Genomic DNA, 24,897 nt, shown 5'->3' with positions numbered 1-24,897 from the left:
GTTGTGCATACAGAACTGGGTTTAGGCTGTGAATGCACCGGAATTTCGCAAGTTTGTAGAAAAAGATCTGTCAATCAGAGTTTTGCATTGGGTTCTCTGGCGTTTTATAGACATAATGTCTATGTGACAACTGCAACCCACGCCCCCAGTACCCCGGCGCATCCGACGCTGAACCGTCCGAACATGGTTTCTGTAGGAACCGTAGTTTGGCTGTCCAGTGAGCTGATGTTTTTTGCCGGCCTTTTTGCCATGTACTTCACGCTGCGTTCCACCACCGGTGGATTGTGGGCGGAAGAATCGGCCAAGCTGAACTTCCCGTTCGCCCTGGTTAACACCCTTATTCTGGTTTCCAGCTCCTTTGCCTGCCAGATGGGCGTGTTCACCGCGGAGAACCTTCGGCCTCGCCGCACCGGAAGCTTCTTCCAGTTCTCCAAGTGGGGAATGACGGAGTGGTTCCTGTTGACCTTCGTTCTTGGATCAATCTTTGTAGCCGGTCAGGCGACCGAATACGCAATGTTGACCTCCGAGCACGTGACCTTGAATTCAAACGCCTATGGCTCCGCTTTCTACATGACGACTGGCTTCCACGGCTTGCACGTCCTTGGCGGTCTCATAGCCTTCCTCCTCATTGTTGGCCGCGCCTTTGCAGCCAAGAAGTTTGGACACTTTGAAGCTACGAGCGCGATCGTGACTTCGTACTACTGGCACTTCGTGGATGTCGTGTGGATTGGCCTCTTCTTGGTCATCTACGTCCTGAAATAAGCTCTCAACAGCTTTTTCTACACAACAAGAACTAGCATTTGCGGCTCTCACTAGGGGCTGCTGGATACAGATCAAAGGAACCACCAAGTGAAGGCACTTTCGCAGAAGCGACGTCATCCGCTGGCCGCACTAGCGTTGCTAGTCATGGGGCTCATGATGACAGGTGGGCTATACGCCGTTGTCACAACCGTGAATGAGGCCAAGGCCGACACCACCACCTACAGTGCGCATGAAGTTGGCGAGGGCGAGAAGCTCTTCATTGCCAACTGTGCAACCTGTCACGGCCTCGGCGCCAGCGGCACTGACGCAGGACCGTCATTGGCTGGCGTAGGCGCCGCAGCTGTTGACTTCCAGGTCGGCACGGGACGCATGCCCATGCAGATGCAGGGCCCCCAGGCCCGCAAGAAGCCGACGCAGTTCACCACGGACCAGACCCGCCAGATGGCCGCATACGTAGCCAGTCTGGGCGATGGCCCCGCACTGCCTGCCGAGGAATACATCGACGGCGAAGGCAACGCAGCCGCCGGTGGTGAGTTGTTCCGCGTCAACTGCGCCATGTGCCACAACGCCGCCGCCGCCGGTGGCGCCCTGACCCGTGGGAAGTTCGCTCCGTCGCTTGCCGGCGTTTCAAACAGCCACATTTACAGCGCCATGGTGACTGGACCCCAGAACATGCCGGTCTTCAACGATGCCAACATCACCCCCGAGGGTAAGCGGGACATCATCACGTTCCTGAACACCATCGAAAACCAGGGCAACCCTGGTGGCGCCAAGCTTGGCTCACTGGGACCGGTATCTGAGGGCTTGTTCCTCTGGACTGCTGTTCTGGGTGTCATCATCGGCTTCACCATCTGGCTGACCTCACGGACCTCCTAGGTCCACCCAGAAGTCAACTGATTTTGGCTGCAGCTGCAGCCGCAGAAACATACATTACGACCCCGGGTCTGTCCCGGGATAAGAGAAGGATGAGGGGATTATGGGCAACCATAGTGACGGCACGCCGACCAGCTCGGACGCCGTAGCTAAGGCTGGTCACGAAGAGGTGGATAAGTTCCAAGACCCGGGACTGGCTCCACATCGTTTGCGACTAGCTGACACGGACCCCAAGGCTGCAAAGCGGGCCGAACGCCAGGTGGCATGGCTATTTATCATTTCCATTGCCGGCACCTTACTGTTCTTCGTTGCATACTTCGGTATTCGGCTGGATGACACGTTCGGCGCGCTGCGTCTGCAGAACACCTTTCTAGGCCTGGGCGTCGCCTTTGCCATGCTGGGTATTGGAACTGGAATTGTGCACTGGGCCCGCGCCCTCATGCCGGACCACGAAGTGGCTGAAGAACGTCACGAGCTGCGTACCGAAGAGGACCGCCTGGCTGCTCTGAAGATTGTCGATGACATCATTGACGAGACTGGCATTAAGCGCCGCCCGTTGATCCGCAACACCCTCATCGGTGCTGTGGCTCTGGCACCGTTGCCGGCAATTGCCATCTTCCGCGACCTCGGCCCACTGCCGGGCGATGCTCTCCGCCACACACTGTGGAAGGAAGGCGAGCGTCTTGCACGCGACCCCGACGGAACTCCTATCAAGGCTTCCGATGTCACCATCGGCTCTGCTTTCCATGTGATTCCCGAATCACTCAACAGCCTCGAACACGGCAAGCTGAATGCAAAAGCCAAGGCTGTTGTGCTGTTGATGCGCTTGGATCCCCAAGACCTCAACCCCTCCAAGGGTCGCGAGGACTGGAGCTACAACGGCATCGTGGCCTACTCCAAGATCTGCACCCACGTTGGTTGCCCGGTTGCTCTCTACGAGCAGCAGACGCACCACCTCCTGTGCCCCTGCCACCAGTCGACCTTCGACCTGACGCAGGAATGCAAGGTCATCTTCGGCCCGGCCGTCCGGCCTTTGCCGCAGCTTCCCATCACAGTTGATGCTGATGGCTACCTGGTCGCTCAGAGCGACTTCCACGAACCTGTTGGACCGAGCTTCTGGGAGCGTGGCTAAACATGTCTGCAGTTACTGAAACTCCGTTCGAACCCACCACCACCACTGGGCGCATCACCAACTTTGTTGATGAGCGTGTTGGCGGATCGGGAATGCTGCGTGAATTCGGCCGGAAGGTCTTCCCCGACCACTGGTCATTCATGTTCGGTGAAGTGGCAATGTACTCCTTCATCATCCTTCTTCTCTCGGGTACCTTCCTGACGTTCTTTTTTGATCCGTCCATGGCAGAAACCCACTACAACGGCCCCTACGTCCCGCTTAAGGGCGTGGAGATGTCGGTTGCTTACAACTCATCACTGCAGATCTCCTTCGAGGTCCGCGGTGGCTTGTTCATGCGACAGGTTCACCACTGGTCAGCACTGCTATTCGTGGCCGCCGTTGCTGTGCACATGCTCCGCGTGTTCTTCACCGGCGCATTCCGCAAGCCCCGTGAAATGAACTGGGTTGTTGGTGGCGTTCTGCTCATCCTGTCCTTGGCTGCTGGCTTCACCGGCTATTCACTTCCCGATGATCTGCTCTCCGGAAACGGCCTGCGCATCATTGATGGCGTGGTAAAGGCCATACCAGTCGTCGGTACGTATATTTCCTTCTTCCTGTTTGGCGGAGAATTCCCCGGCACCATGATCATCGGCCGCCTGTACATGATGCACATCATGCTGGTACCGGCCATGATTCTGCTCATGCTGGTCATCCACCTGTTCATGGTTGTCATCCACAAGCACACGCAGTACCCAGGTGCAGGGCGCAACGACCGCAACGTCGTCGGCTACCCTCTCGGACCGGTATACGCTGCCAAGGCTGGTGGATTCTTCTTCATCATGTTCGGCATCATTGCCTTCGTTGCCGGATTCTTCCAGATCAACCCGATCTGGAACTACGGGCCGTACGATCCCTCCCCCGTCTCTGCAGGCACACAGCCTGACTGGTACATCGGTTGGGTCGATGGCGCCTTGCGTTTGATGCCAGGGTGGCTCTTCAACATTCCGATGGAATGGCACATCCCACTTCCCTGGGGTGTTAACACGCTGTCCTTCAACGTGCTGGGCCCAGCACTGATCCCCGCCGGGCTAGTGTTCACCGCGCTGTTCTTGTACCCGTGGATTGAGCGTTGGGTAACCCGCGACAACCGCGAACACCATGTGCTTGACCGCCCGCGTAACGTTCCCACCCGAACGGCCATTGGCGTTGCAGGATTCATCTTCTACTGCGTCATGTGGGCAGCTGCAAGCTCCGACTTGATCGCTACGCATTTCCAGGTCGCCCTGAATGACGTTACGTACTGGTTGCGTGCACTGTTCTTCATCGGCCCGATCGTTGGTTTCATTGTCGCCAAGCGCGTAGCCCTTTCGCTCCAGCGCAAGGACCGTGAGATTGCTTTGCACGGCCGTGAGACCGGACGCATTGTGCGCCTGCCGCATGGTGAGTTCCAGGAAATCCATGCGCAGCTCGATGACTACAAGCGCTACAAGCTGGTTGGTTACGAGTCCCCCGTCCCGGAAGAGGGCATTCCGAATGAAAACGGCATCGTCACGAAGAAGGAAAACCTGCGCTCCAAGCTCAGCAGCTTCTTCTTCGAGGATCGTGTAGCTCCGGCCGCACCGTCCGAGCTCGAGGCCGGTCATCATCACGAGGCTGTTGAAGCCGGAGATGACGACAAGGCAATCACGCACTAATCGTGTGAGTGTTTTTTAGTTCAGAAGTAAGAAGGCGGTTCCGAAAGGAACCGCCTTCTTACTTTAAGTTCTAAGACCCGGTGGTGGACTAAGCGCCAGCGGGCATGAGAATGAGCTCCCTCAGCTGGCCCCGATCAGGGCCTCAGAGCCGTCTCAACGTCCGTGGTGAAACAGCTCTAGTACATACGACGGGCGCGCACGCCAGAGCGCTGCAGGGGCACACGGAGCTTGTAGCGGTCTGCGCGGTAGAACGACACGGAGTAGTCCACAGTGGACCGTGATACGAAGGCATGGCGTTCTGTTCGTAGTACAGGGGCCCCAATGTCGATATGCAACAGTCGAGCGATGGACGGCGTCGCTGCATTGGCTTCAATGATGTCCTCACCCCACTCGATGATTAGTCCGTACCGCTCCCCCAGCACGTTGTACAGCGACGGCGGCGGACCAGCATCGAGGATCCCAGGAACACGCCACGCCGGAATGAAGTTTTCATCAACGCTCATAGGTAAGTCATCCGCCAGTAGCAGGCGGCGCAGGCGAATCACGGCCGAGCCTTCTTCAATCTGCAGTTCCCGCGCCAAACGGGCCGTGGCGGGAATTTGTTCAAACGCCAGAGTCCGGGCGGCCGGCCGCAGTCCACGTCTGGCCATTTCCTCAGAGTAAGAAGTCAGCTTGAGGGTCACATCCAACTTGGCGCGTGCCACGAACGTGCCAACGCCCACCTCCCGCTCAAGCAGTCCTTCCTCCACTAGGGCTTCAATAGCCTGGCGAAGTGTCATCCGTGCAACACCGAAACGTTCGGCCATATCACGCTCGGATGGCAGTTGCCTGCCCGGCTTGCTCTGCCCAACTACGTACTGGCGCAACAACTCCCGAAGCTGGAGGTGAACCGAGACTTTGGCGTCCCTGTCCAACTCCCCCGGGATCTCGTTCGCCGACGGCACCAAATAGCCCATGAAACTCCTCTGTTCACAAGTACCAGCCTAAAACACGACTACTCTCTATACAGAACCATTTACCCTAGGAGTAACCATGTATACCCGGAAAGCCACCATTGCAGCCAGCGTTGGCTTGCATGCACGTCCGGCTGCCGTCTTCGTCAGGGCCGTCAATCAGACAGGACTGCCCATCACCCTTGCCAAGGCCGGTCAGCCCCCCGTTGACGCCAGGTCACTCTTGGCTGTGATGAGTGCGGACTTTGAATACGGTACGGAAGTGGAGATTAGCGTCGAGCACAACGAAGCCGGCGAGGAGGCCGTTACAACGGCCGTAGACGCTCTGGCACAACTGCTCCTCACTGACCTTGTAGATCAGCCGCTAAAGCCCGCTTAGGCCCGCCCAGGGGCTGCGCTCCCGCCCCTCACTCTCGTCGCCCCGCAACGCTTCATCACATATGGGGCGTTTTTGGTAAACCCTTCATCACATACTGATGAAAAATTGAAAACGCTCCACCAGGGGCGTTTTTCTTTGGGCCAAGAATTCCGGTTCACTCCATGCCAAGGTACGACGGCGGCAGGTCCCTTCCGTGGAGAAGGGGACCTGCCGCCGTCGGACTTTGTTTTCATGTGAGGAAGCGATCGCTGAAACAGGCCCGAAACATGAGGAAGCGTCACCAATGGGGCGGGCGCGTTGACGGCAGGGCTTGAGGATCTTCAGGACAGCAATTCAGGACATAACAAAAGGGATTGCCCCGCACCAGTGGTGCGAGGCAATCCCTTTGATGTTGCAGTTCCCAAGTTCAGGGACGGAAATCTAGCTCTAGTGAGCGTGGTCTCCACGGCTGTATTCGTAAACCCAACCAACTAGTGCGATGACGGCCAGGCCCGCTCCGAAGAGGAAGACCCACCAGCCAACAGCCAGACCAGCGAACCCGAAGGCGCAGGCAATGGCCAGAACCAGCGGCCACCAGCTCCAGGGGCTGAAGTGCCCCTGTTCGCCGGAACCTTCGTGAACTTCGGCGTCGAGGCGATCCTCGGGACGAGCGCCAACGCGGTCACCGGTGAACTTGACGTAAACGCCGATCATGAGGCACAAGCCAGAGAGCAAGTACATAGCCAAGAAGCCAACGTGCTCTCCCCAGTTCACCATGAAACCGTAAACGGTGGCCACGGGGATGAAGAAGATGCCCAGCAGTATGAACAACCATGCTTCGATTTTCACTACTTAGCTCCCTTCGAGGATGCGCCTACCGTTGCGGGCACGTAATGCGGTGCCAACTCCGGGTGGTGCAGATCAAGTGCCGGACGCTCCGAACGGATGCGCGGAAGAGACGTGAAGTTGTGGCGCGGCGGCGGGCAAGATGTTGCCCACTCCAAGGAAGCACCGAAGCCCCAAGGATCATCGACCTCAACCTTCTTGCCACTACGCCAGGTGATGTAGACATTCCAGAACCACGGAATCATCGATGAGCCCAAGACGAAGGATGAAATGGTGGAGAACTGGTTCATCCAAGTGAAGTTATCTTCAACCATGTAGTCAGCGTAACGACGAGGCATACCCATGACACCCAGCCAGTGCTGGATGAGGAAGGTGCCGTGGAAGCCCAGGAACAAGAGCCAGAAGTGGATCTTGCCAAGACGCTCGTTGAGCATCTTGCCGGTGAACTTGGGCCACCAGAAGTAGAAGCCGGCGAACATGGCGAACACCACGGTGCCAAAGACCACGTAGTGGAAGTGGGCAACCACGAAGTAAGTATCTGAAACGTGGAAGTCAAGCGGCGGCGAAGCCAGGATAATTCCAGTGAGACCACCAAACAAGAAGGTGATCAGGAACCCTAGGCTCCAGAGCATGGGTGTCTCGAAGGTCAAGGACCCTCGCCACATAGTTCCAATCCAGTTGAAGAACTTCACACCCGTTGGCACGGCGATCAGCATCGTCATAAAGGAGAAGAACGGCAACATGACCTGTCCGGTGACGTACATGTGGTGTGCCCACACGGTCACTGACAAGGCGGCAATAGCAATGGTTGCAAACACCAAGCCCTTGTAGCCGAAGATCGGCTTGCGGCTAAAGACTGGGAAAATTTCCGAGACAATGCCGAAGAACGGCAGCGCAATAATGTAAACCTCAGGGTGACCGAAGAACCAGAACAAGTGCTGCCATAGCATTGCTCCACCGTTTTCTGCGTCAAATATATGAGCGCCAAACCGTCTATCTGCACCCAGTGCGAACAGCGCTGCTGCCAGCGGCGGGAACGCCATCAGGACCAAGATACCGGTGACCAGTGTGTTCCAGGTGAAGATGGGCATACGCCACATGGTCATGCCGGGGGCACGCATGCAGATGATGGTGGTGATGAAGTTGACGGAACCAAGGATGGTACCGAAACCAGACAGTGCCAGACCGAAGACCCAGAGATCTCCACCAACGCCGGGGCTGTAGGTGGTGTTTGACAACGGAGCGTAGGCGAACCAGCCGAAGGCTGCAGCACCCTGAGGGGTGATGAAGCCAGCAACGGCAATGGTGCTACCGAAAGCGAAGAACCAGAACGCCAGAGCGTTCAATCGCGGGAAGGCAACGTCTGGTGCACCGATTTGCAGGGGCATGATGACGTTGGCGAAGCCAGCAAACAAAGGTGTTGCAAACATGAGCAGCATGATGGTGCCGTGCATGGTGAACAACTGGTTGTACTGATCCTTGGTCTGCAGAATCTGCATTCCAGGCTCAAACAGTTCCGCCCTGATGATTAGCGCCATGACGCCACCAAGACAGAAGAATACGAATGATGAAATCAGGTACATGTACCCGATGGTTTTATGGTCTGTCGAGGTCAACCAGTTGACGACAATGCGTCCCTTGGAAACCGGAACGACTCTAGGAGCAGCTGAATCAACGTCAGTTGCCGAGTACTCGCGCGTAGACACTTTCCTCCCCTACTTCTTCTGGTGATCCGCGATGGCGGCGGTTGGGTTACGGTCATACTTCTCAGTCAATTCACCGGTCTGGCCCTTGGCCTTCAGTGACGCGAGGTGAGCATCAAACTCTGCCTGAGTGACAACCTTGACATTGAAAAGCATTTCGGAGTGGTACTCGCCGCACAACTCAGCACACTTACCGTCATACGTACCCAACGCGGTGGGCGTCAGGGTCATGTAGTTGGTCTTGCCGGGAAGCATGTCCTTCTTGTCCAGGAACGCAGGAACCCAGAAGGAGTGGATGACTTCACGTGAGTTCAGCTGAAGCTCAACCGAACGGTTCACCGGCAAATACAGTGTGGGCAGCGTCGACTTGTCGAACGGCTTGCCGTCCAGTTCAGCCTGAACACCAACGGAATATACGGATTCCTTGACATCGTTGCCAGCCAAGTAGTTGAAGTCGAATGACCACTGCTTGGCACGGACGTCGATCGTCACATCCGGGTTGTCGTTCCGGGCATTGATGGATTCCTGCTCCACGTTTGTGAAGTGGAAGAACACCAGCACCATGAACAACGGGATCAACGTGTAGAAAATCTCCAACGGGAGGTTATAGCTAGTCTGCTTCGGGTAGCCAGTGGCACCCTTGCGACGACGGTAGGCAATGATGCACCAGATGATCAGTGCCCATGTAATAAGGCCAACGATCAGGACCGTGATCCAGGTATTAACCCAAAGATCGATGATCCCAGCCGTGTGATTGGTCGTATCACGCTCGGATGGCAACCAGCCATTCTTATTCTCTGCCGTACATCCTGACAAAGCTAACGCTCCGACAATCGCCATCCCAGCTATGGGGATGACTCTTGCGCGTCGGCTGCCGGTTCGGTCCTGCGAACTCACAGACGGCCCTTCCTCTTGTTACTATGCTCTGCAACGGTTACACACCGCTGGAGCGAAATGGGTTTTACTACTCGATGTAGAGCTTACCGCTATGGCACGCAAAATGCGTACTAAACCCTCCGTGCGTCGAATGTCCACAAAGAATCTTTGTGGACATTCCTACTTCGAGCAGAAGTTTTCTTTAGTGGAACGAATCGCCGCAGGCGCAAGAGCCTCCGGCATTGGGGTTATCAATGGTGAAACCCTGCTTTGAGATGGTGTCCTCAAAGTCGATGCTGGCACCGTCCAAGTAGGGAACGCTCATCTTGTCAATGACAACCTCGACGCCGTCAAAATCGCGGACAGCATCGCCATCGAGCATGCGCTCATCAAAGTACAGCTGGTAAATCAGACCGGAGCAGCCTCCGGGCTGGACTGCCACGCGCAGGCGAAGGTCTGTGCGACCTTCCTGTTCGAGGAGGCTGCGCACCTTACCGGCGGCAACATCGCTAATCAGCACACCGTGGGTGGGCAGCTCTGTTACTTCTGCGGCGGTGGCAGATGAAGTTTCTTCGTGGACATTTGCAGTCATGGCGTTTCCTTACGTGGGGGTACAAGTACATGCTACGTCGAGCCCGGCAGGGGCGCTAACTAGTCTCAACCATGACTGGGTGCGTTGTGTTCCCGCAACGCTCCGCCATTGACGGCAGCCAACAGCAGGGCCTGCGCGACGATGGCCTTTTCGAAGTCGCCCAGGTGCAGTGACTCGTTGGCACTATGCGCCCTAGAATCTGGATCTTCGACGCCGGTCACCAGGATCTGTGCGTCCGGGAAAATCTCCTTCAGATCAGCAATGAACGGGATGGAGCCTCCCATTCCTGTCTCAACAGCAGGAACACCCCAGGACTCCCCCATGGCCCACAAGGCCGTCCGGGCGGCAGGGGCCGTGGTGTCGGTGGCGAAAGCCTGGCCTGCTTCGCCAGGGGTGAATGTAGCCTGAGCGCCAAAGGGTGCGTTGGCAGCAACGTGGGCTGACAGGGCCTCCATGGCCGCGGCCGGATCCTGACCGGGTGCAACGCGCATGCTGATCTTCGCTCGGGCAGAGGGCAGCAATGTGTTTGAACTCATATCCACACTGGGGATGTCCATGCCAATCACGGATAGTGCGGGCTGGGACCACAGGCGTGAGGTAATGCTGCCACGTCCGGCCAACTTCACGCCGTCGAGCACTGCAGCATCGGCGCGGAACAACTCCTCCGGGTAATCAAGGTCCCCTTCAGCCCCGCGATGCAGTCCCGCGACAGCCACGGAGCCCTGATCATCGTGGAAGGTGGCGATCAGGCGGGCCAACAGGGTGGGCGCGTCAAGCAAGGGTCCACCGAACATGCCTGAGTGGACCGCGTGTTCCGTGACGCGAACTTCCACCGTGCCGTCAACAAGACCGCGCAAGCTTGTGGTCAGGGCAGGAATGCCCACCTGCCAGTTCGCCGAGTCGGCCACCACAATCACGTCACCGGCGAGCAGTTCGCGGTATTCCTGCAGGAAATCCTTGAAGGTGGGCGAACCGGCCTCTTCCTCACCCTCGATGAAGAAGGTGATTCCGATGCCGAACTTCTCGCCGAGGGTTTCGGTAACGGCACGGAATGAGGCAATGTGAGCCATGATGCCGGCCTTGTCGTCAGCAGCGCCGCGCCCGTAGAGGCGGCCCTCGCGTTCAACGGCAACGAACGGCTCACTGTTCCACAGGGCAGAATCACCGGGAGGTTGGACGTCGTGGTGCGCGTACAACACAACGGTGGGCATGCCGGGAGCCGGCAGTTTCCGGGCCACGACGGCGGGACCACCTTGGCCGCCGTCGTTCTTGGGCACACGGAGAATCTGTACATCATCAAGGCCGGCGGAACGAACCAGCGCCGCCACGGCCTCAGCGCTGCGCTCGAGCTGCGCGGCATCGAAGGCTTCCCAAGCAATCCCGGGAATGGCCACGAGCTCTACCAGCTCGGCGACTGTGGTCGCAAAATTTTCGGCCACGCGGGCACGCAATTCAGTAATGGGTAGACGGCTAGCGATTTGCGGATCCAGCGCGGTAACGCCGGTGTTCTCAAGAGTCATAATCCAAACACTACCGCCGTCAAAGCTGAACCGGTCAAGGTGGCAGCCCGGTTCAGGGTATTCTGTACGGGTGTTTGGACGTAAGAAAGATCAAGCCCCCGACCAGCAGGTCACGCCTGCCTCCACCGCGCCGATTAACCGGTCTACGGACCCGCAATCGGCCAAAGGCGTGCCGACGCCCTCGCGCAAGGCTCAGGAAGAGGCCCGGAAGCGGCCCCTCGTGCCTACCGACCGCGGGGCAGCCAAAGTGGCAGCGCGCGACGCTCGCCGTGAGGAACAAGCCCGGATGCGCCGCGCCTTGGACACCGGCGAGGAACGCTTCCTCCCGGCCCGTGACAAGGGTCAGCAGAAGCGCTACGCCCGCGACTACGTGGACGCCCGCTTCAGCCTCGGCGAGTACGTCATGTTTGCCGCCTTGGCGATTGTGCTGCTGACAGTGGTCATCCCGCCCCAAAACGACGCAACACTGATCTTGTTCGCCGCCTTCTGGGTCATGGTTGCCGGTGTTGCTGTTGACGTGTGGCTGATGACTCGAAAGCTCAAGCGGCTGCTGATCGCCAAGTTCGGCAGCGTTGACTCCGGAGTCATCTGGTACGCCTCCATGCGTTCCATGCAGTTCCGCCGTCTGCGCCTCCCCAAGCCCATGGTGCGTCGCGGGGAATGGCCTTCCTGATCCCCACTCCCTCCCAAACCTCGTACCTCGGTTCGGGACCCTCGGGAGCGTGGGCCCACGCACCCTCCCGTCAGCAAAGCTGACCCCTGCGCAACACGCCGGCTCCTTCCCAACGGAAGTGGCCGGCGTCGCACTTTAACAGTGGTTACCCTGAAGGTATGGAATACCGCTACCTTGGCCGATCCGGCCTGAAGATCACTGAAATCACCTACGGCAACTGGCTCACGCACGGCTCTCAGGTGGAGAACGACGTCGCTACGGCGTGCGTCCGTGCCGCGCTCGACGCGGGCATCACCACCTTTGACACAGCCGACGTCTACGCCAATGGGAAGGCAGAAGAGGTTTTGGGCGCTGCCTTAGCCTCCGAACGCCGTGAATCCTTGGAGGTGTTCACCAAGGTGTACTGGCCCGTGGGACTCAAGGGACCCAACGACACCGGGCTCTCGCGCAAACACATCATGGAGGGCATCAACAACTCCCTGCGCCGCCTGAACATGGACTATGTGGACCTCTACCAGGCACACCGCTTCGACTACGAAACGCCGCTGGAAGAAACCATTTCCGCCTTCGCCGATGTTGTGCGGGCCGGCAAGGCACTGTACATCGGCGTCTCGGAGTGGAATGCACAGCAACTGCGCGAGGGTCAGCGCCTGGCACGCGAGGCCGGGTTCTCCCTGGTCTCCAACCAGCCCCAGTACTCCGCACTGTGGCGCGTCATTGAACCAGAGGTCATCCCGGCATCCATTGAATTGGGCATGTCTCAAGTTGTGTGGTCACCCATGGCGCAGGGCGTACTCAGCGGCAAGTACCTCCCCGGAGCTCCCCTGCCGGCCGGCTCTCGTGCACTTGATGAGCATGGCGGGGCTAATACCATCAAGTCCTTCCTTGATGATGAGATCCTGTCCAACGTGCAAAAGCTGCGTCCCGTTGCCGACGAGCTTGGTCTGACCATGCCTCAGCTGGCCATCGCCTGGGTGCTGCAAAACGAAAACGTCGCCACAGCCCTCGTTGGCGCCTCCCGCCCCGAGCAGGTTGCCGAAAACGTCAAGGCCTCCGGCGTGAAGATACCGGCCGAACTCATGTCCGCCATCGACACCGCCCTGGCCCCGTCAATTGTCAACGACCCCACCAAGACGGTCAGCCCGCCCACCCGCGTCGCGTAGCCGGACACAGAAGCCCGGCCCCGCAGTCGCTGGCCCCGGAGCGAGGATGGATTTTGCTCGGGAGGAACGACCGGCAAAATCTTACTGCTCGCGAGGGGTCTGCGACGGAGGGGCCGGGCTTCGTCCCGTCCGGAACTATTTGCGCAGGGCTGCCAGTTCCTTGTTGATGCGGGCTGCCCAGAAGGGACCTTCGTACAGGAAGGCCGTGTAGCCCTGGACCAGGGTGGCACCGGCGTTGAGGCGTTCCTGGACGTCGGCGGCGGTTTCAACGCCACCTACGGAGATCAACGTCAGCTGATCTCCAACGATGGCCTTGAGCTGGCGCAGTACGGCCAGTGAGCGAGCCTTCAGTGGCGCACCGGAGAGTCCGCCGGCACCCTTCTCCTGCACCAACGCGTCGGGGCTGGCCAGTCCATCGCGGCTGATCGTGGTGTTGGTGGCGATGATGCCGTCGAGTTTGAGTTCAAGAGCCAGCGCGGCAACATCGGCCACGTCCTCGTCGGCCAGATCTGGTGCAATCTTGACCAGCAGCGGCACATGGCGGCCGGCGGCGGCGTCCGCTGCCTCGCGGACACCCGTCAAGAGCGGCCGCAGCGTGGCAACGTCTTGAAGCAAACGCAGGCCGGGAGTGTTGGGAGAACTGACATTGACCACCATGTAGTCGGCCGATTCGGCCAAGGTGCGGGCGCTTAGCAGGTAGTCGTCCAGCGCATCTTCAAGCTCAACAACTTTTGTCTTGCCAATATTTACACCAATGATGGGTCGCACGCCCGGGTACGTCTTAACCAAGCCAGCCAAAGCCTCCTTGAGGCGTGGCGCAACGGCGGCGGCGCCGTCGTTATTGAACCCCATGCGGTTGATGACGGCCCGGTCCGCAACGAGACGGAATAGGCGCGGTTGTGGATTGCCGTCCTGTGCCGCACCGGTGATGGTGCCGACCTCAACGTGACCAAAACCGAGATTGGCAAGGGCGTTAATGCCTTGGCCTTCCTTGTCGAAACCGGCAGCCAGGCCAAACGGGGTCGGAAAAGTCATGCCCAGCGCCTGCGTCTGCAGGGACGAGGGAGGGGTGAACAGGCGGCGCAGCACAGCACCAGCTCCCACGGTGTGGATGGCCTTGATCATGGTGAACCCGATCTTGTGGGCCTTTTCGGCATCCATCCAGGAAAAGCAGAGCCGGAAAACTGTGGGATAAATTCGCATACCCCTAGTTTTCCGGTTCCGCAGCCCAACTGCAAAACGATCAAACATGACGTGGATGCGAAAAGGACTACCCACCTGACCGCAAAGAGGCGTTAGCATGGCCCAATGAATACCAATGGCGGTAGCATCTGGCAGCAGTCTGACGTGGTGGTTGTGGGGGCAGGTCTCTCCGGTCTGGTGGCCGCCGCCGAGGCCTACAACGCGGGGCGCAAGGTATTGATCCTCGATCAGGAGCCTGAAGCGTCGCTGGGCGGACAGGCGCACTGGTCCTTTGGCGGGCTGTTCCTTGTTGACTCCCCCGAGCAGCGCCGACTCGGCGTCAAAGATTCCGTAGAACTGGCCCTGAGTGACTGGATGGGATCGGCCGCCTTTGACCGCCCCGAAGATACCTGGCCCCGCGCCTGGGCCGAGGCGTATGTGAACTTCGCCGCCGGCGAGAAGCGCTCGTGGCTGCATGCCCTCGGCGTGCGGCTCTTCCCTTTGGTTCAGTGGGCCGAACGCGGCGGTTACGATGCGCAAGGACACGGCAATTCCGTCCCCCGCTTCCACGTGGTCTGGGGCACCGGACCCGGCATCGTGGCGCCCTTCCTGAGCAAAGTGAAGGAAGGCATCGCCGCCGGACGCGTGCAGATCGCTTTCCGTCACCGCGCCACAGAGTTAATGTTCGACGGCGGAGCCGTCACCGGAGTGCGTGGGCAGCTTCTGGAGCCTTCTGCGGCCGCTCGCGGAGTGGCCAGTAGCCGGAGCGTGGTGGGCGACTTTGAGGTTTCTTCCGACGCGGTTATTGTCACCACTGGCGGCATTGGCGGAAATCATCCAATGGTCCGCGAGCAATGGCCCAACGGTAACGGACCGGCCTACATGCTGACTGGGGTCCCGGCCTGCGTTGATGGGCAGTTCCAGCAGTCGGTGGCCAAGAGCGGTGGCACCCTGATCAACACTGACCGCATGTGGCACTACCCCGAGGGCATCCATAATCCTGATCCTGTCTGGCCCAACCACGGAATTCGGATCCTGTCCGGCCCCTCGCCCCTGTGGCTCGATGCCACCGGAAGGCGACTTCCCGTCCCCTTGTTCCCGGGCTTTGATTCGCTGGGCACCCTGCGCCATCTGGAGACCACCGGACACGGGCATTCCTGGTTTGTGCTGAACAAAACCATCATGAGCAAGGAATTTGCCCTCTCTGGCTCCGAGCAAAACCCGGACCTGACAGGCAAGGATGTAAAGCTTCTGGCGAAGCGGGCCCTGCCGGGCACCATCGGCCCCGTGCAGAAGTTTCTCGACGCCGGGATCGACTTTGTCCAGGCCACCACGGCTCAGGAACTGGCCGCCAAAATGAACGCTCTAGTGGGCAGCGCCCTGATCGATCCCGAAGGTCTGCACAGTTCCATCGCGGCCCGTGACTTGCAGGTAAACAGCGGGCTGGGCAAGGACACTCAGCTTAACGCCATCCGTGAAGCACGCCGTTTTGCCACCGACAAGTTAATGCGAGTGGTACCACCCCATCCCCTTCTAGCACCAGAGCACGGCCCGCTCATTGCTGTCCGCTTGACCACCTTGACCCGCAAAAGTCTGGGCGGGCTTGCCACGGACCTATCTGCCCGAGTGCTTGGTCCGAACGGCGAGCCAATACCTGGCCTCTTTGCTGCCGGTGAAGCAGCCGGCTTTGGTGGTGGCGGCATGCATGGCTACCGCTCCCTAGAAGGAACATTCCTGGGCGGCTGCCTGTTCTCCGGGCGCACGGCGGGCCGGCACGCTGCAGGTACCATCGGTGGATGAGCAACAGCAATCCACAGTGGGTCCCTGACATTCTGGGCCCCGACTATCAAGCCACCACCTTGCTGGTGCAGACCCGCGAACAGGTCATGGCCGGGCAAGACTATCCTGAACAGGGGTCAGCTAAACGGGGCTCAAACGAACACGACACAGCCGAGCAGACTTTGGCCGGCCCTGAGGCCGGACCGCTCTACAGAGCGACCCTGGTGCGGCACCGACCGCTTGAGCGAGCAGCTGGGGCGGGGGTGCCTCGCTCAGGTATCCCTGTGCTCTTCATCCACGGATGGAGTGACTACTTCTACAACACCGGGCTAGCCGAGTTCTTTACGGACCGGGGCTACGACTTTTACGCCCTTGACCTCCATAACCATGGGCGCAGCTTGGATTCCCCCGATATGGGCGGCTACGTGGCCAATCTGGCCGACTACGATGCCGAGATCCTCGCCGCGCACCGTGTCATTAGTGATGACGGCACTGGTGGTGACGGCATTACTAACAGTGACATTGGTGGCGGCCGTCCGCTCATCTTGGTGGGACATTCCACCGGCGGACTCATAGCGACGCTGTGGGCACACCACCATCCTGGACTTGTCAGCCATCTGGTGCTCAACAGCCCGTGGCTGGAGATTCAGGGTGGGGCCGCCATAAGGCGCGCTGCCACGCCGCTGGTGCAGCTTGCCGATCTGCGACCACTGCTGCGCATGCGCGTTCCAGAGCGTTCCTTTTACTGGCGCGGCATCAGCAACCAGGCGTACGGCGAATGGGCCGTCGATAAAGCCCTGCGTCCACCGCACGCGTTTCCCGTGCGGGCCGGGTGGATGAAGGCCATTTTGGCCGCCCAGCAGGAGGTCGCCACAGGACTAAAGCTCCCCATGCCGATTCTGGTGCTGCTCTCATCCAAGAGCATGCTAGGCCCGGTGTGGAATGATCAAATGCTGCACGCCGATGTGGTTCTGGACGTGCGCTCTCTTGCCTTGCGAACCTTGTCTCTTGGCAATTCGGTCACGCTGGAGAGGATCGACGGCGCCCTGCACGAAGTGTTCCTGTCCCGGCGCCCGGTCCGTGAAGCCGCCTATGCAAAGTTGGCTCGCTGGCTGCACGGTTACGTTGATTATGATTTAATGCAATTGAGTTAACTTAGGATTACTCAGCTTGGGCTTGAGCGGCTGCGTCAACCGCACCACCATAGCGACGATCCCGGCGGGCATACTCATCCACGGCAGCCCACAAGGTCCGGCGGTCCACATCCGGCCACATGGTATTCATGAAGACGAATTCGGCATAGGCCGACTGCCACAGAAGGAAGTTGGAGAGCCGCTGCTCCCCGCTGGACCGAAGGAACAAATCCACGTCCGGGATATCCGGCAAGTACAAGTACTTCTGGACGGTCTTTTCATTAACGTGCTTAGGACTCAGGCGTCCGGCTGCCACATCGGCAGCCAAAGCGGCCACAGCATCGGCAATCTCGGCCCGTCCTCCGTAGTTAACACACATGGTCAACGTGATCACGTCGTTGTCCTTGGTATGTTCCTGTGCGGCCTCGAGCTCTTTGATGACCGAGCCCCACAGCTTTGGCCTGCGTCCGGCCCAGCGAATCCGTACGCCCCAGGCGTCAAGCTGGTCGCGCTGTCGCCTTAACACATCCTTGTTAAATCCCATGAGGAAGCGAATCTCTTCCGGTGAGCGCTTCCAGTTCTCTGTGGAAAAAGCATAGACACTGATGTATTTAATGCCCATTTCAATGGCACCGGCCATCACATCCAGCAGCGCCGGCTCTCCCGCTTTGTGGCCTTCTATACGGGGCAGACCCCGCTCATTGGCCCAACGCCCGTTGCCGTCCATGACGATGGCCACATGTTCAGGGATGAGCTCTCGTGGAATAGCCGGAACCGGCACACCCGTCGCGTGGGGCCAAGGTGCCACCACGGGTGGCTTCGCCGGATTGCGGCCACCTTTGTGTCCACTGCCCCTGCTTCCGCTTCTGCTTTTGTTTCCGCTTCGCTCCAGTGCCATATTTCTATACACGCTCCACAAGTTTCAGGGAACGCACTGTGCGTTCCAAATGCCATTGCACGTAAGCAGCCACTAGTCCTGCCGCTTCGCGTCGGTGAATTGTCAAAGATCCATCGGCACCACTCCAGTTGCCACTGAGCAGCTGCCCCAACAACACCATGGTCTCGGGGGCAGGAGCAGGAGAGCCCGGCGGCCGGCAGTCGTGGCAGACCGCCCCACCCAGCGACGCGTTGAAAGCACCGTGGGGACCGGGCTCGCCGCAGCGTGCGCAGTCCGAGAAGCTTGGCGCCCACCCTGCAATCGACACGGCACGCAACAGATACGAGTCAAGAATAAGTTCGGGGGCATGGGCGCCGCGACTGAGGGCAGCCAGAGCGCCCACCAGCAGCAGGTAATGGGCGGTTGAGGTTTCACCATCAATATCGGTGAGCCGCTCCGCTGTCTCGGCCATGGCTGCAGCCACTACGTATCTGTCATAGTTGGCCGCGATGGCATCCCCGTAGCTGGCTCGGGCCACAGCTTGGGTGATGATGTCCAGTGAACGGCCCTTGACGAGCTGCAGATCTGCCACCATGAATGGTTCAAGCCGGGCGCCGAACTTACTGCTTGTACGCCGCACGCCTTTGGCTACCGCCCGCAACTGCCCATGGTGGTGGGTCAATAAGGTGATGATCCGGTCTGCCTCGCCCAATTTGTGAGTACGAAGGATGACGGCATCATCCCTGTAGGTGCGGGCAGCAAACGATTGATTGGACACTCCCCCATTGTCCCATCTTTGCCCGGCGCGGGCGGCCGAACCGCGCCGGGAAACACAACACCCCGGTACTGGCCAATGTCATGGCAAATACCGGGGTGTGAGCTACGGCTGGGTAAGAGGCTAGACCTTAGAAGGCGTTCTTGACGTCCCGGATGGCCCGGTTCACAGCTGAGATAACGGCCTTGAGCGAGGACGTGGAGGTGTTGGCATCAATGCCGACGCCCCACAGCACACGCTCGCCGACTGCGCACTCAACGAAGGCTGCGGCGCGTGCGTCGCCACCCTCGGAGAGAGCATGCTCGGAGTAATCCAGAACACGAACGTCCACGCCGTCCTCGGCCAAGATGGCCAACAGGGCCGCGATGGGGCCGTTGCCGGTGCCCGTGCGGGTGTGGACGGCACCTTCAATGCTGACCTTGGCCGTGAGGGTCATTTCGCCCTCATCATCCGTTGACGTGGTGAACGAACCGATACGGTAGCGGCCCCACTGCTCGTCATTGCCCTCAGCCGGCAGGTATTCGTCCTTGAAGATGGTCCACAGTTCAGCGGCACTCACTTCACCACCCACCGTGTCGGTGCGCTGCTGAATGACGCCGGAGAACTCGATTTGGGCACGGCGGGGCAGGTCCAGACTGTGCTCGTTCTTGAGCAGGTAGGCCACACCACCCTTGCCCGACTGGGAGTTCACGCGGATAACAGCCTCGTAGCTGCGCCCCAGGTCCTTCGGGTCGACGGGCAGATACGGCACGGCCCAGGTGTGGTTCTCCACAGTGGTGCCAGCCGCTTCGGCGTCGGCAGCCATGGCGTCGAAGCCCTTCTTAATGGCGTCCTGGTGTGAGCCGGAGAAGGCTGTGAACACGAGGTCGCCACCGTAAGGTGAGCGTTCCGGAACGGGCAGCTGGTTGCAGTACTCCACCGTGCGGCGGATTTCGTCGATGTCGGAGAAGTCAAGCATGGGGTCGATGCCCTGAGTGAACATGTTAAGTCCCAGCGTTACCAGGTCAACGTTGCCGGTGCGTTCGCCGTTACCAAACAGGCAGCCCTCAATGCGGTCAGCACCGGCCAGGTAGCCCAGTTCAGCAGCAGCGACACCTGTTCCGCGATCGTTGTGCGGGTGCAAGGAAAGAATGATCCCTTCACGCGGGTGCAAGTTGCGGCTCATCCACTCGATGGAATCCGCATAGACGTTGGGAGTTGCCATTTCAACGGTGGCCGGCAGGTTCATGATGACCTGATTGTCGGCAGACGCTTCGAAAATATCGGCGATGGCGTTGCACACGCGCAGCGCATATTCCGGCTCTGTTCCGGTGAAGGACTCGGGAGAGTATTCGTAGGTGATGTGGGTATCCACCAACGTCTCTTCATACTTCTTGCACAGGCGGGCACCCTGCAGTGCAATGTCCAAGATGCCATCTTCGTCCTGGTTGAACACCACGCGGCGCTGCAGCACCGAGGTGGAGTTGTACAGGTGCACGATGGCCTGCTTGGCACCCTGCAGTGACTCGTAGGTTCGCTCGATCAAGTGTTCGCGGGCCTGCGTCAGGACCTGGATGGTGACATCGTCTGGGATGTGGCCGCCCTCGATCAGTTGGCGAACAAAATCAAAGTCGGTCTGTGAGGCGGAGGGGAACCCGACCTCAATTTCCTTGAAGCCCATCTTGACCAGCAGCGCAAACATCTTCAGCTTGCGGCCCGGGCTCATGGGATCGATGAGCGCCTGATTGCCATCCCGCAGGTCCACGGCGCACCAGCGCGGGGCCTTCGTGATGGTCTTATCCGGCCAGGTGCGGTCGGGCAGGCTGACGGAAATCTGGTCTTGGAACGGGATGTAGCGGTGTACGGGCATTCCAGAGGTTTTTTGCGCATTTCGCATTGTGGGTGACCTTAATGTTGTTCAACGAGAGGGAGGCCGGCCGGGCAACACAAACACCGCAGCGAGGGTGGCCATTGCCCACATTGATCACATCAACGGGTTCGAGGCCTCGCCGCGGCAGCTAAGAAGAAGCATTCCAGTGCGCACAATTTCACCCTAACACGGCACGTAGGATGATGGTGAACGATCTCACGTTGTGGGCTCTGGCACCACCCATCACCACTTAGCCAGCAAGACAGCAATTCCGCAAGACTGCAAGAACACAAATGTTTTTGAAGGCCGCAAACCCACGAAGGGGAAACGATCCACTTGACTCACACCGGAATCAATCTCAGTAATATTGACCCGAGCACAAGGCCCCAGGATGACCTGTTTCGCCACGTCAATGGCGCTTGGCTGGACGCGGAGGTGATTCCTGATGACCGCGCAGTCACCGGCTCATTCATTACCTTGCGTGACGACTCTGAAAATGCCGTCAAGGCCATCATTGAACACGCTGCGACCGAGGCAAGTAACCCCGACGCCGAAAATCCCGTCTTATCCGCCAAGATCGGCGCCCTATATTCGGACTTCATGGATGAGGCTGCCATTAACGCTGCCGGGGCCGCGCCGCTCGTTGACAGGCTCCGTGCCATTGCGGAGGCCACCACGATCGATGCCTTGGTCCAACTGATGGGTGCGCTTGATCGTACCGGTGGCAGCACCTTGTTTGGCGCCTATGTTAATAATGACGCCGGCAATCCTGACCGCGCGCTGCTGCACCTTTTTCAGGCTGGCCTGGGACTACCGGATGAGTCCTACTACCGGGATGAAAAGTTTGCGGCAATCCGCACATCCTATGTGAGCCATATTCAGTCCATGTTGGAGTTGGCGGCAGTGCCAGACGCCGCGGCAAAGGCGCCACGCATCATGGCCCTAGAGACGCAGATCGCCGCCACACATTTGGACAAGGTATCCCTGCGGGATCCGCAAAAAACATACAACCTGATGACGCGCCAGGAAGTCCTCACCCTGTTGCCTGCACTGGCCACATGGCTGGATGAGCTCGGCGTCACGGCCGAGCAGAGCAGCGAAATGGTTGTTGCCACTCCTGAGTTCTTCAGCGGCCAGCAGGCGCTACTGGTGGAAGACCGCATTGCTGACTGGCAGGCATGGCTGGTCATGCGCACCATCTCCAGCCTGGCCGGTTACCTGTCCAAGGAATTCGTCGACACCAACTTCGCCTTCTACGGCACTACCCTCAGCGGCACCCCCGCCATCCGGGACCGCTGGAAGCGCGCCGTCGCACTTGTGGAAGGCGTGCTGGGCGAGGCCGTGGGCCAACTGTATGTGGCAAAGCACTTCCCGGAGTCACACAAGGCACACATGGAAGCCTTGGTGGCCAACCTCATTGAGGCCTACCGCATCAGCATCGCCGACCTTGCCTGGATGAGCAATGCAACTAAGGAGAAGGCGCTTGAGAAACTAGCCGCCTTCACCCCGAAAATTGGGTACCCTTCCACGTGGCGCGACTATTCAAGCTTGGACATTGTGGAAGGTGACTTGCTGGGAAACATTGAGCGCAGCAACGCCTTCGAGCTGGCACGCCAGCTGGCAAAGATCGGGGCCCCCATTGACCGTGAAGAGTGGCTTATGACCCCACAGACGGTCAATGCCTACTACAACCCCGCCATGAATGAGGTGGTCTTCCCGGCCGCTATCTTGCAGCCGCCATTCTTCGATGCCGAGGCCGACGACGCCGCCAACTACGGCGGAATCGGCGCCGTCATTGGCCATGAGATTGGCCACGGATTCGATGATCAGGGTTCCCAGTTTGACGGTTCCGGAGCCCTGCGGAATTGGTGGACCGACGATGACCGTGCCGCGTTTGAGAACCTCACGGGAAAATTGGTGAAGCAGTACAACGCTTTATCCCCTGAGGCAGCCCCGGAAGAGTTCGTCAACGGCGAGCTCACTCTGGGCGAGAACATTGGCGATCTAGGTGGTTTGGCCATCGGATACAAGGCCTACCAGCTAAGCCTCAACGGCAGCAGCGCCCCCGTCATTGATGGACTGAGCGGTGCCACGCGTTTCTTCTACTCGTGGGCCGAATGCTGGCGTACCAAGATCCGTCATGAGGAAGCCGTACGTCGCCTCACCGTTGATCCGCACTCCCCCGCGGAACTGCGCTGCAATGCTGTGGTCAGCAATCTGGACGCGTTCCACGAGGCCTTCGGCACCGCAGACGGGGACCAGCTATGGCTTGCCCCGGAAGAGCGCGTGAGCATCTGGTAACACCAGAGCCGTAGCGGCCCACCCGGAGCCACGGGGTCACCCGGGGCGACTCAGGGAAAACGAGGGCGCCGGGATGAAGGATTTCCTTCATCCCGGCGCCCTTTCCCTGTGATTCACGACAGCTCCAGCAAGTGGCTACCACCTGCTGGCAATTCAAGCTAGTTCGTCACTAGTTGGTGTAGTACAGCGGATTGACTACCAAACACCCGGAGCTTTGTTCGGCGGTGCTGGCGACTATGTCCGGCGGGACTACGATCGTGCCAAACTCCTTGCCGGAGACCCAATCTGCGCCCACTACCAAACTCACGCCTGTCACCGTGGGATCAGACTTCACGGCGCTGGCCGGAAGCTTGAACAACGTGGCAAGGTCTGCTGCAACATCGGCCATATCTGCGCCATACAGCAACTGGGTCTCGTTCGCCACCGGGACATCGCCAGCCTGCCATGCGCTCAGGAAGCCCTTCGCGGCCAATTCCTGCACGAGCTCAACTGAGCGGCCAACAATGCCAGTGGCATTGACCACGCTGATGGGTTGAACTGACTTGTCATACGGCACCGCGCTCGGGGCTGCAGTGGTAGGCGCCGTACTCGCAGGGGCACTGGACGTGCCAGAGGGTTTAGGCGCCGCCGTTGTGGGCTTCGGACCACCCGTCAAGTCCGTGTCCTTGCGCAGTGCAGCGAAGAACTGGCTGGCCTGAGGCTGTTTGAGCTGGACCCTGTTGTTATCGGCCGCATAGGGCTCGGTAGGAACCGTGACAAAGGAGACCTTGGCGAGGTCGATCTTGGCCAGCCGAGTGGCAATCTTCACCATGGAGGGAATACTCGCCAGGTCCTGGTCAATGGTGAGGTTCTTCGTGATGACGTCAGCCAAGTTGTAGAGCTTGGGCAAATTAGTCAGGGTGTCTTCGCTCTTGACCTTGCGGACCATAGAGCCGAGGAACTGTTGCTGAGCCTTGATCCGGTCTAGGTCACCGGAATCACCAAAGGCGTGTCGAGTTCGCAGGAAGGCCAGGGCCTGTTCGCCTTCCACGAGGCTTTTGCCCTTGGGCAGACGAAGGAAGGATCCGCCGTCGTCGAACATGGCATGGTCAACGCATACCTCAACCCCGCCCAGAGCCTTGGAAAGCTCCTTGACTGCGGTGAAGTCGGCCAGCATGAAGTGGTCAATGGTCAGCCCGGTGACGTCATTGATGGCAGCCACGGTGCAGCCGGGACCGGCCTGCAAGGCCCCGTTGAGCTGTCCACTGGGGCTCCCCGGGACAGTCTTTTTGTCCGTGGCGGAGACGCAATCGGGGATGGGGACCATCAAGTCGCGAGGGAAACTCGTGACCGAAACCCTGCTGTTGTCCGGGGAGATATCCATGAGCAGCATGACATCTGACTGTCCGGCTCCGGCCGAGTCCGCCTCGGTGCCGTACTGACTGTTCTTGCCTTCGCGAGTATCGGTGCCCAGAATCAGGATTTGCAGCGAGCCGGTGTCTTCAATGGACGAGCCCGAGTTGCCGTTCGGTACGCGAGCGTCCAACGGCGCAGTGGTGACGTTGCTCTGCAGCCTGTAGAACAACAGCCCAGCCGTGCCCACCCCGAGGACCAAAACCGCGCACAGTGACAATGCGGTAATGCGCAACCACAACGGTGCTTGGCGGCGGGGCTTGAAATGCCTACCTGCCGGCTCGGTTCCAGTCTCCGGTTCACTTTTTGGGGTGCCGGCAGCCTCAGCTGCCCCCGTTTCGGCACGGCGTCGCCCCATGAATAAACCTTTCAGTATGGATATAAAACTCTGATGAGTTTAGCGGCGAAGGCTGGGAACATCCCCAAAGCCACACGTTCGCCCAAAAATGAACACCAAGAAGTTGGGCGGCGGCCATAGAGACCGC

General features: G+C 59.3%; 21 protein-coding genes. 10 read left to right on the top strand and 11 right to left on the bottom strand.

Annotated elements, in window-relative coordinates; all coding sequences use genetic code 11:
* Positions 1 to 123 precede the first annotated feature (123 nt).
* The 4 genes from AS189_RS10775 to AS189_RS10760 all read left to right on the top strand — a co-directional run bounded on the left by AS189_RS10775 (position 124) and on the right by AS189_RS10760 (position 4,440).
* Positions 124 to 762: a cytochrome c oxidase subunit 3 gene (locus AS189_RS10775; protein ID WP_193393478.1), complete on the top strand. Its 639-nt coding sequence runs from the start codon at positions 124 to 126 to the stop codon at positions 760 to 762.
* 87 nt (positions 763 to 849) lie between these two features.
* Positions 850 to 1,638 (top strand): cytochrome c, encoded by a 789-nt coding sequence (locus tag AS189_RS10770; RefSeq protein WP_062288573.1) that lies wholly within the window; start codon positions 850 to 852, stop codon positions 1,636 to 1,638.
* A 100-nt stretch (positions 1,639 to 1,738) separates the two neighbouring features.
* Complete coding sequence (locus AS189_RS10765; protein WP_062288571.1) at positions 1,739 to 2,767, top strand: ubiquinol-cytochrome c reductase iron-sulfur subunit; 1,029 nt, start codon at positions 1,739 to 1,741, stop codon at positions 2,765 to 2,767.
* Between the two features lie 2 nt (positions 2,768 to 2,769).
* Positions 2,770 to 4,440: a cytochrome b gene (locus AS189_RS10760; RefSeq protein WP_062288568.1), complete on the top strand. Its 1,671-nt coding sequence runs from the start codon at positions 2,770 to 2,772 to the stop codon at positions 4,438 to 4,440.
* A 176-nt stretch (positions 4,441 to 4,616) separates the two neighbouring features.
* Here AS189_RS10760 and AS189_RS10755 read toward each other — a convergent pair whose 3' ends face one another.
* A complete protein-coding gene (locus AS189_RS10755; RefSeq protein WP_082634227.1) occupies positions 4,617 to 5,396 on the bottom strand; it encodes a GntR family transcriptional regulator in 780 nt (259 codons plus the stop codon).
* Between the two features lie 76 nt (positions 5,397 to 5,472).
* On the opposite strand from AS189_RS10755, the gene AS189_RS10750 reads away from it, so the two are divergent.
* Positions 5,473 to 5,772 carry an HPr family phosphocarrier protein gene (locus AS189_RS10750; RefSeq protein WP_062288564.1) on the top strand — a complete coding sequence of 100 codons (300 nt, stop codon included), beginning with the start codon at positions 5,473 to 5,475 and terminating at the stop codon, positions 5,770 to 5,772.
* Between the two features lie 426 nt (positions 5,773 to 6,198).
* Here AS189_RS10750 and AS189_RS10745 read toward each other — a convergent pair whose 3' ends face one another.
* From AS189_RS10745 to AS189_RS10725, 5 genes are all read right to left on the bottom strand, one after another.
* A complete protein-coding gene (locus AS189_RS10745) occupies positions 6,199 to 6,600 on the bottom strand; it encodes a cytochrome c oxidase subunit 4 (protein WP_062288561.1) in 402 nt (133 codons plus the stop codon).
* Complete coding sequence (gene ctaD / locus AS189_RS10740) at positions 6,600 to 8,303, bottom strand: cytochrome c oxidase subunit I (RefSeq protein WP_062288558.1); 1,704 nt, start codon at positions 8,301 to 8,303, stop codon at positions 6,600 to 6,602. Before ctaD ends, AS189_RS10745 begins: the two co-directional genes overlap by 1 nt.
* A 9-nt stretch (positions 8,304 to 8,312) precedes the next feature.
* Positions 8,313 to 9,197 carry a cytochrome c oxidase subunit II gene (gene coxB, locus AS189_RS10735; protein WP_062288555.1) on the bottom strand — a complete coding sequence of 295 codons (885 nt, stop codon included), beginning with the start codon at positions 9,195 to 9,197 and terminating at the stop codon, positions 8,313 to 8,315.
* A 181-nt stretch (positions 9,198 to 9,378) separates the two neighbouring features.
* On the bottom strand, positions 9,379 to 9,768 hold the full coding sequence (locus AS189_RS10730) for a HesB/IscA family protein (protein WP_062288552.1): 390 nt from the start codon (positions 9,766 to 9,768) through the stop codon (positions 9,379 to 9,381).
* 65 nt (positions 9,769 to 9,833) lie between these two features.
* A complete protein-coding gene (locus AS189_RS10725) occupies positions 9,834 to 11,288 on the bottom strand; it encodes a dipeptidase (protein ID WP_082634226.1) in 1,455 nt (484 codons plus the stop codon).
* Positions 11,289 to 11,358: 70 nt separating this feature from the next.
* Between AS189_RS10725 and AS189_RS10720 the strand changes: the two genes are divergently transcribed.
* Positions 11,359 to 11,961, top strand: a complete 603-nt coding sequence (locus AS189_RS10720; RefSeq protein ID WP_062288550.1) for a DUF3043 domain-containing protein — start codon at positions 11,359 to 11,361, stop codon at positions 11,959 to 11,961.
* Positions 11,962 to 12,119: 158 nt separating this feature from the next.
* The gene (locus tag AS189_RS10715) at positions 12,120 to 13,124 is read left to right on the top strand and encodes an aldo/keto reductase family protein (RefSeq protein WP_062288547.1); all 1,005 of its coding nucleotides are present in this window, start codon (positions 12,120 to 12,122) and stop codon (positions 13,122 to 13,124) included.
* A 135-nt stretch (positions 13,125 to 13,259) separates the two neighbouring features.
* Here AS189_RS10715 and AS189_RS10710 read toward each other — a convergent pair whose 3' ends face one another.
* On the bottom strand, positions 13,260 to 14,327 hold the full coding sequence (locus tag AS189_RS10710) for a quinone-dependent dihydroorotate dehydrogenase (RefSeq protein WP_062288544.1): 1,068 nt from the start codon (positions 14,325 to 14,327) through the stop codon (positions 13,260 to 13,262).
* Positions 14,328 to 14,432: 105 nt separating this feature from the next.
* Between AS189_RS10710 and AS189_RS10705 the strand changes: the two genes are divergently transcribed.
* Together AS189_RS10705 and AS189_RS10700 are read left to right on the top strand one after the other, a co-directional pair.
* The gene (locus AS189_RS10705; protein ID WP_062288543.1) at positions 14,433 to 16,106 is read left to right on the top strand and encodes an FAD-binding dehydrogenase; all 1,674 of its coding nucleotides are present in this window, start codon (positions 14,433 to 14,435) and stop codon (positions 16,104 to 16,106) included.
* Positions 16,103 to 17,239 (top strand): alpha/beta hydrolase, encoded by a 1,137-nt coding sequence (locus AS189_RS10700; RefSeq protein ID WP_237759818.1) that lies wholly within the window; start codon positions 16,103 to 16,105, stop codon positions 17,237 to 17,239. Before AS189_RS10705 ends, AS189_RS10700 begins: the two co-directional genes overlap by 4 nt.
* Before the next feature lie 7 nt (positions 17,240 to 17,246).
* Here the strand turns inward: AS189_RS10700 and AS189_RS10695 are convergent, their stop codons facing one another.
* From AS189_RS10695 to leuA, 3 genes are all read right to left on the bottom strand, one after another.
* Positions 17,247 to 18,116 (bottom strand): isoprenyl transferase, encoded by an 870-nt coding sequence (locus tag AS189_RS10695; protein ID WP_082634225.1) that lies wholly within the window; start codon positions 18,114 to 18,116, stop codon positions 17,247 to 17,249.
* Positions 18,117 to 18,120: 4 nt separating this feature from the next.
* Entirely contained in the window at positions 18,121 to 18,873 is a 753-nt protein-coding gene (gene recO / locus AS189_RS10690; RefSeq protein ID WP_062288537.1) for a DNA repair protein RecO, read from the bottom strand.
* Between the two features lie 127 nt (positions 18,874 to 19,000).
* Positions 19,001 to 20,746, bottom strand: coding sequence for a 2-isopropylmalate synthase (gene leuA, locus AS189_RS10685; protein ID WP_062288534.1), 1,746 nt, complete (start codon positions 20,744 to 20,746; stop codon positions 19,001 to 19,003).
* Between the two features lie 309 nt (positions 20,747 to 21,055).
* On the opposite strand from leuA, the gene AS189_RS10680 reads away from it, so the two are divergent.
* Positions 21,056 to 23,020, top strand: a complete 1,965-nt coding sequence (locus tag AS189_RS10680; protein WP_062288531.1) for a M13 family metallopeptidase — start codon at positions 21,056 to 21,058, stop codon at positions 23,018 to 23,020.
* 169 nt (positions 23,021 to 23,189) lie between these two features.
* Here AS189_RS10680 and AS189_RS10675 read toward each other — a convergent pair whose 3' ends face one another.
* Entirely contained in the window at positions 23,190 to 24,770 is a 1,581-nt protein-coding gene (locus tag AS189_RS10675; RefSeq protein ID WP_082634224.1) for an LCP family protein, read from the bottom strand.
* Positions 24,771 to 24,897 lie beyond the last annotated feature (127 nt).

Source organism: Arthrobacter alpinus (assembly GCF_001445575.1).
GTDB classification, from domain to species: Bacteria; Actinomycetota; Actinomycetes; order Actinomycetales; family Micrococcaceae; genus Specibacter; species Specibacter alpinus_C.
This window is presented reverse-complemented; position numbering and strand designations above follow the sequence as displayed.

Coding starts and splice junctions, on each gene's coding strand:
- AS189_RS10765 (WP_062288571.1), top strand. CDS start 1,739: ATGGGCAACCATAGTGACGGCACGCCGACCAGCTCGGACGCCGTAGCT.
- AS189_RS10760 (WP_062288568.1), top strand. CDS start 2,770: ATGTCTGCAGTTACTGAAACTCCGTTCGAACCCACCACCACCACTGGG.
- AS189_RS10755 (WP_082634227.1), bottom strand. CDS start 5,396: ATGGGCTATTTGGTGCCGTCGGCGAACGAGATCCCGGGGGAGTTGGAC.
- AS189_RS10750 (WP_062288564.1), top strand. CDS start 5,473: ATGTATACCCGGAAAGCCACCATTGCAGCCAGCGTTGGCTTGCATGCA.
- AS189_RS10730 (WP_062288552.1), bottom strand. CDS start 9,768: ATGACTGCAAATGTCCACGAAGAAACTTCATCTGCCACCGCCGCAGAA.
- AS189_RS10725 (WP_082634226.1), bottom strand. CDS start 11,288: ATGACTCTTGAGAACACCGGCGTTACCGCGCTGGATCCGCAAATCGCT.
- AS189_RS10715 (WP_062288547.1), top strand. CDS start 12,120: ATGGAATACCGCTACCTTGGCCGATCCGGCCTGAAGATCACTGAAATC.
- AS189_RS10710 (WP_062288544.1), bottom strand. CDS start 14,327: ATGCGAATTTATCCCACAGTTTTCCGGCTCTGCTTTTCCTGGATGGAT.
- AS189_RS10705 (WP_062288543.1), top strand. CDS start 14,433: ATGAATACCAATGGCGGTAGCATCTGGCAGCAGTCTGACGTGGTGGTT.
- AS189_RS10700 (WP_237759818.1), top strand. CDS start 16,103: ATGAGCAACAGCAATCCACAGTGGGTCCCTGACATTCTGGGCCCCGAC.
- AS189_RS10695 (WP_082634225.1), bottom strand. CDS start 18,116: ATGGCACTGGAGCGAAGCGGAAACAAAAGCAGAAGCGGAAGCAGGGGC.
- leuA (WP_062288534.1), bottom strand. CDS start 20,746: ATGCGAAATGCGCAAAAAACCTCTGGAATGCCCGTACACCGCTACATC.
- AS189_RS10675 (WP_082634224.1), bottom strand. CDS start 24,770: ATGGGGCGACGCCGTGCCGAAACGGGGGCAGCTGAGGCTGCCGGCACC.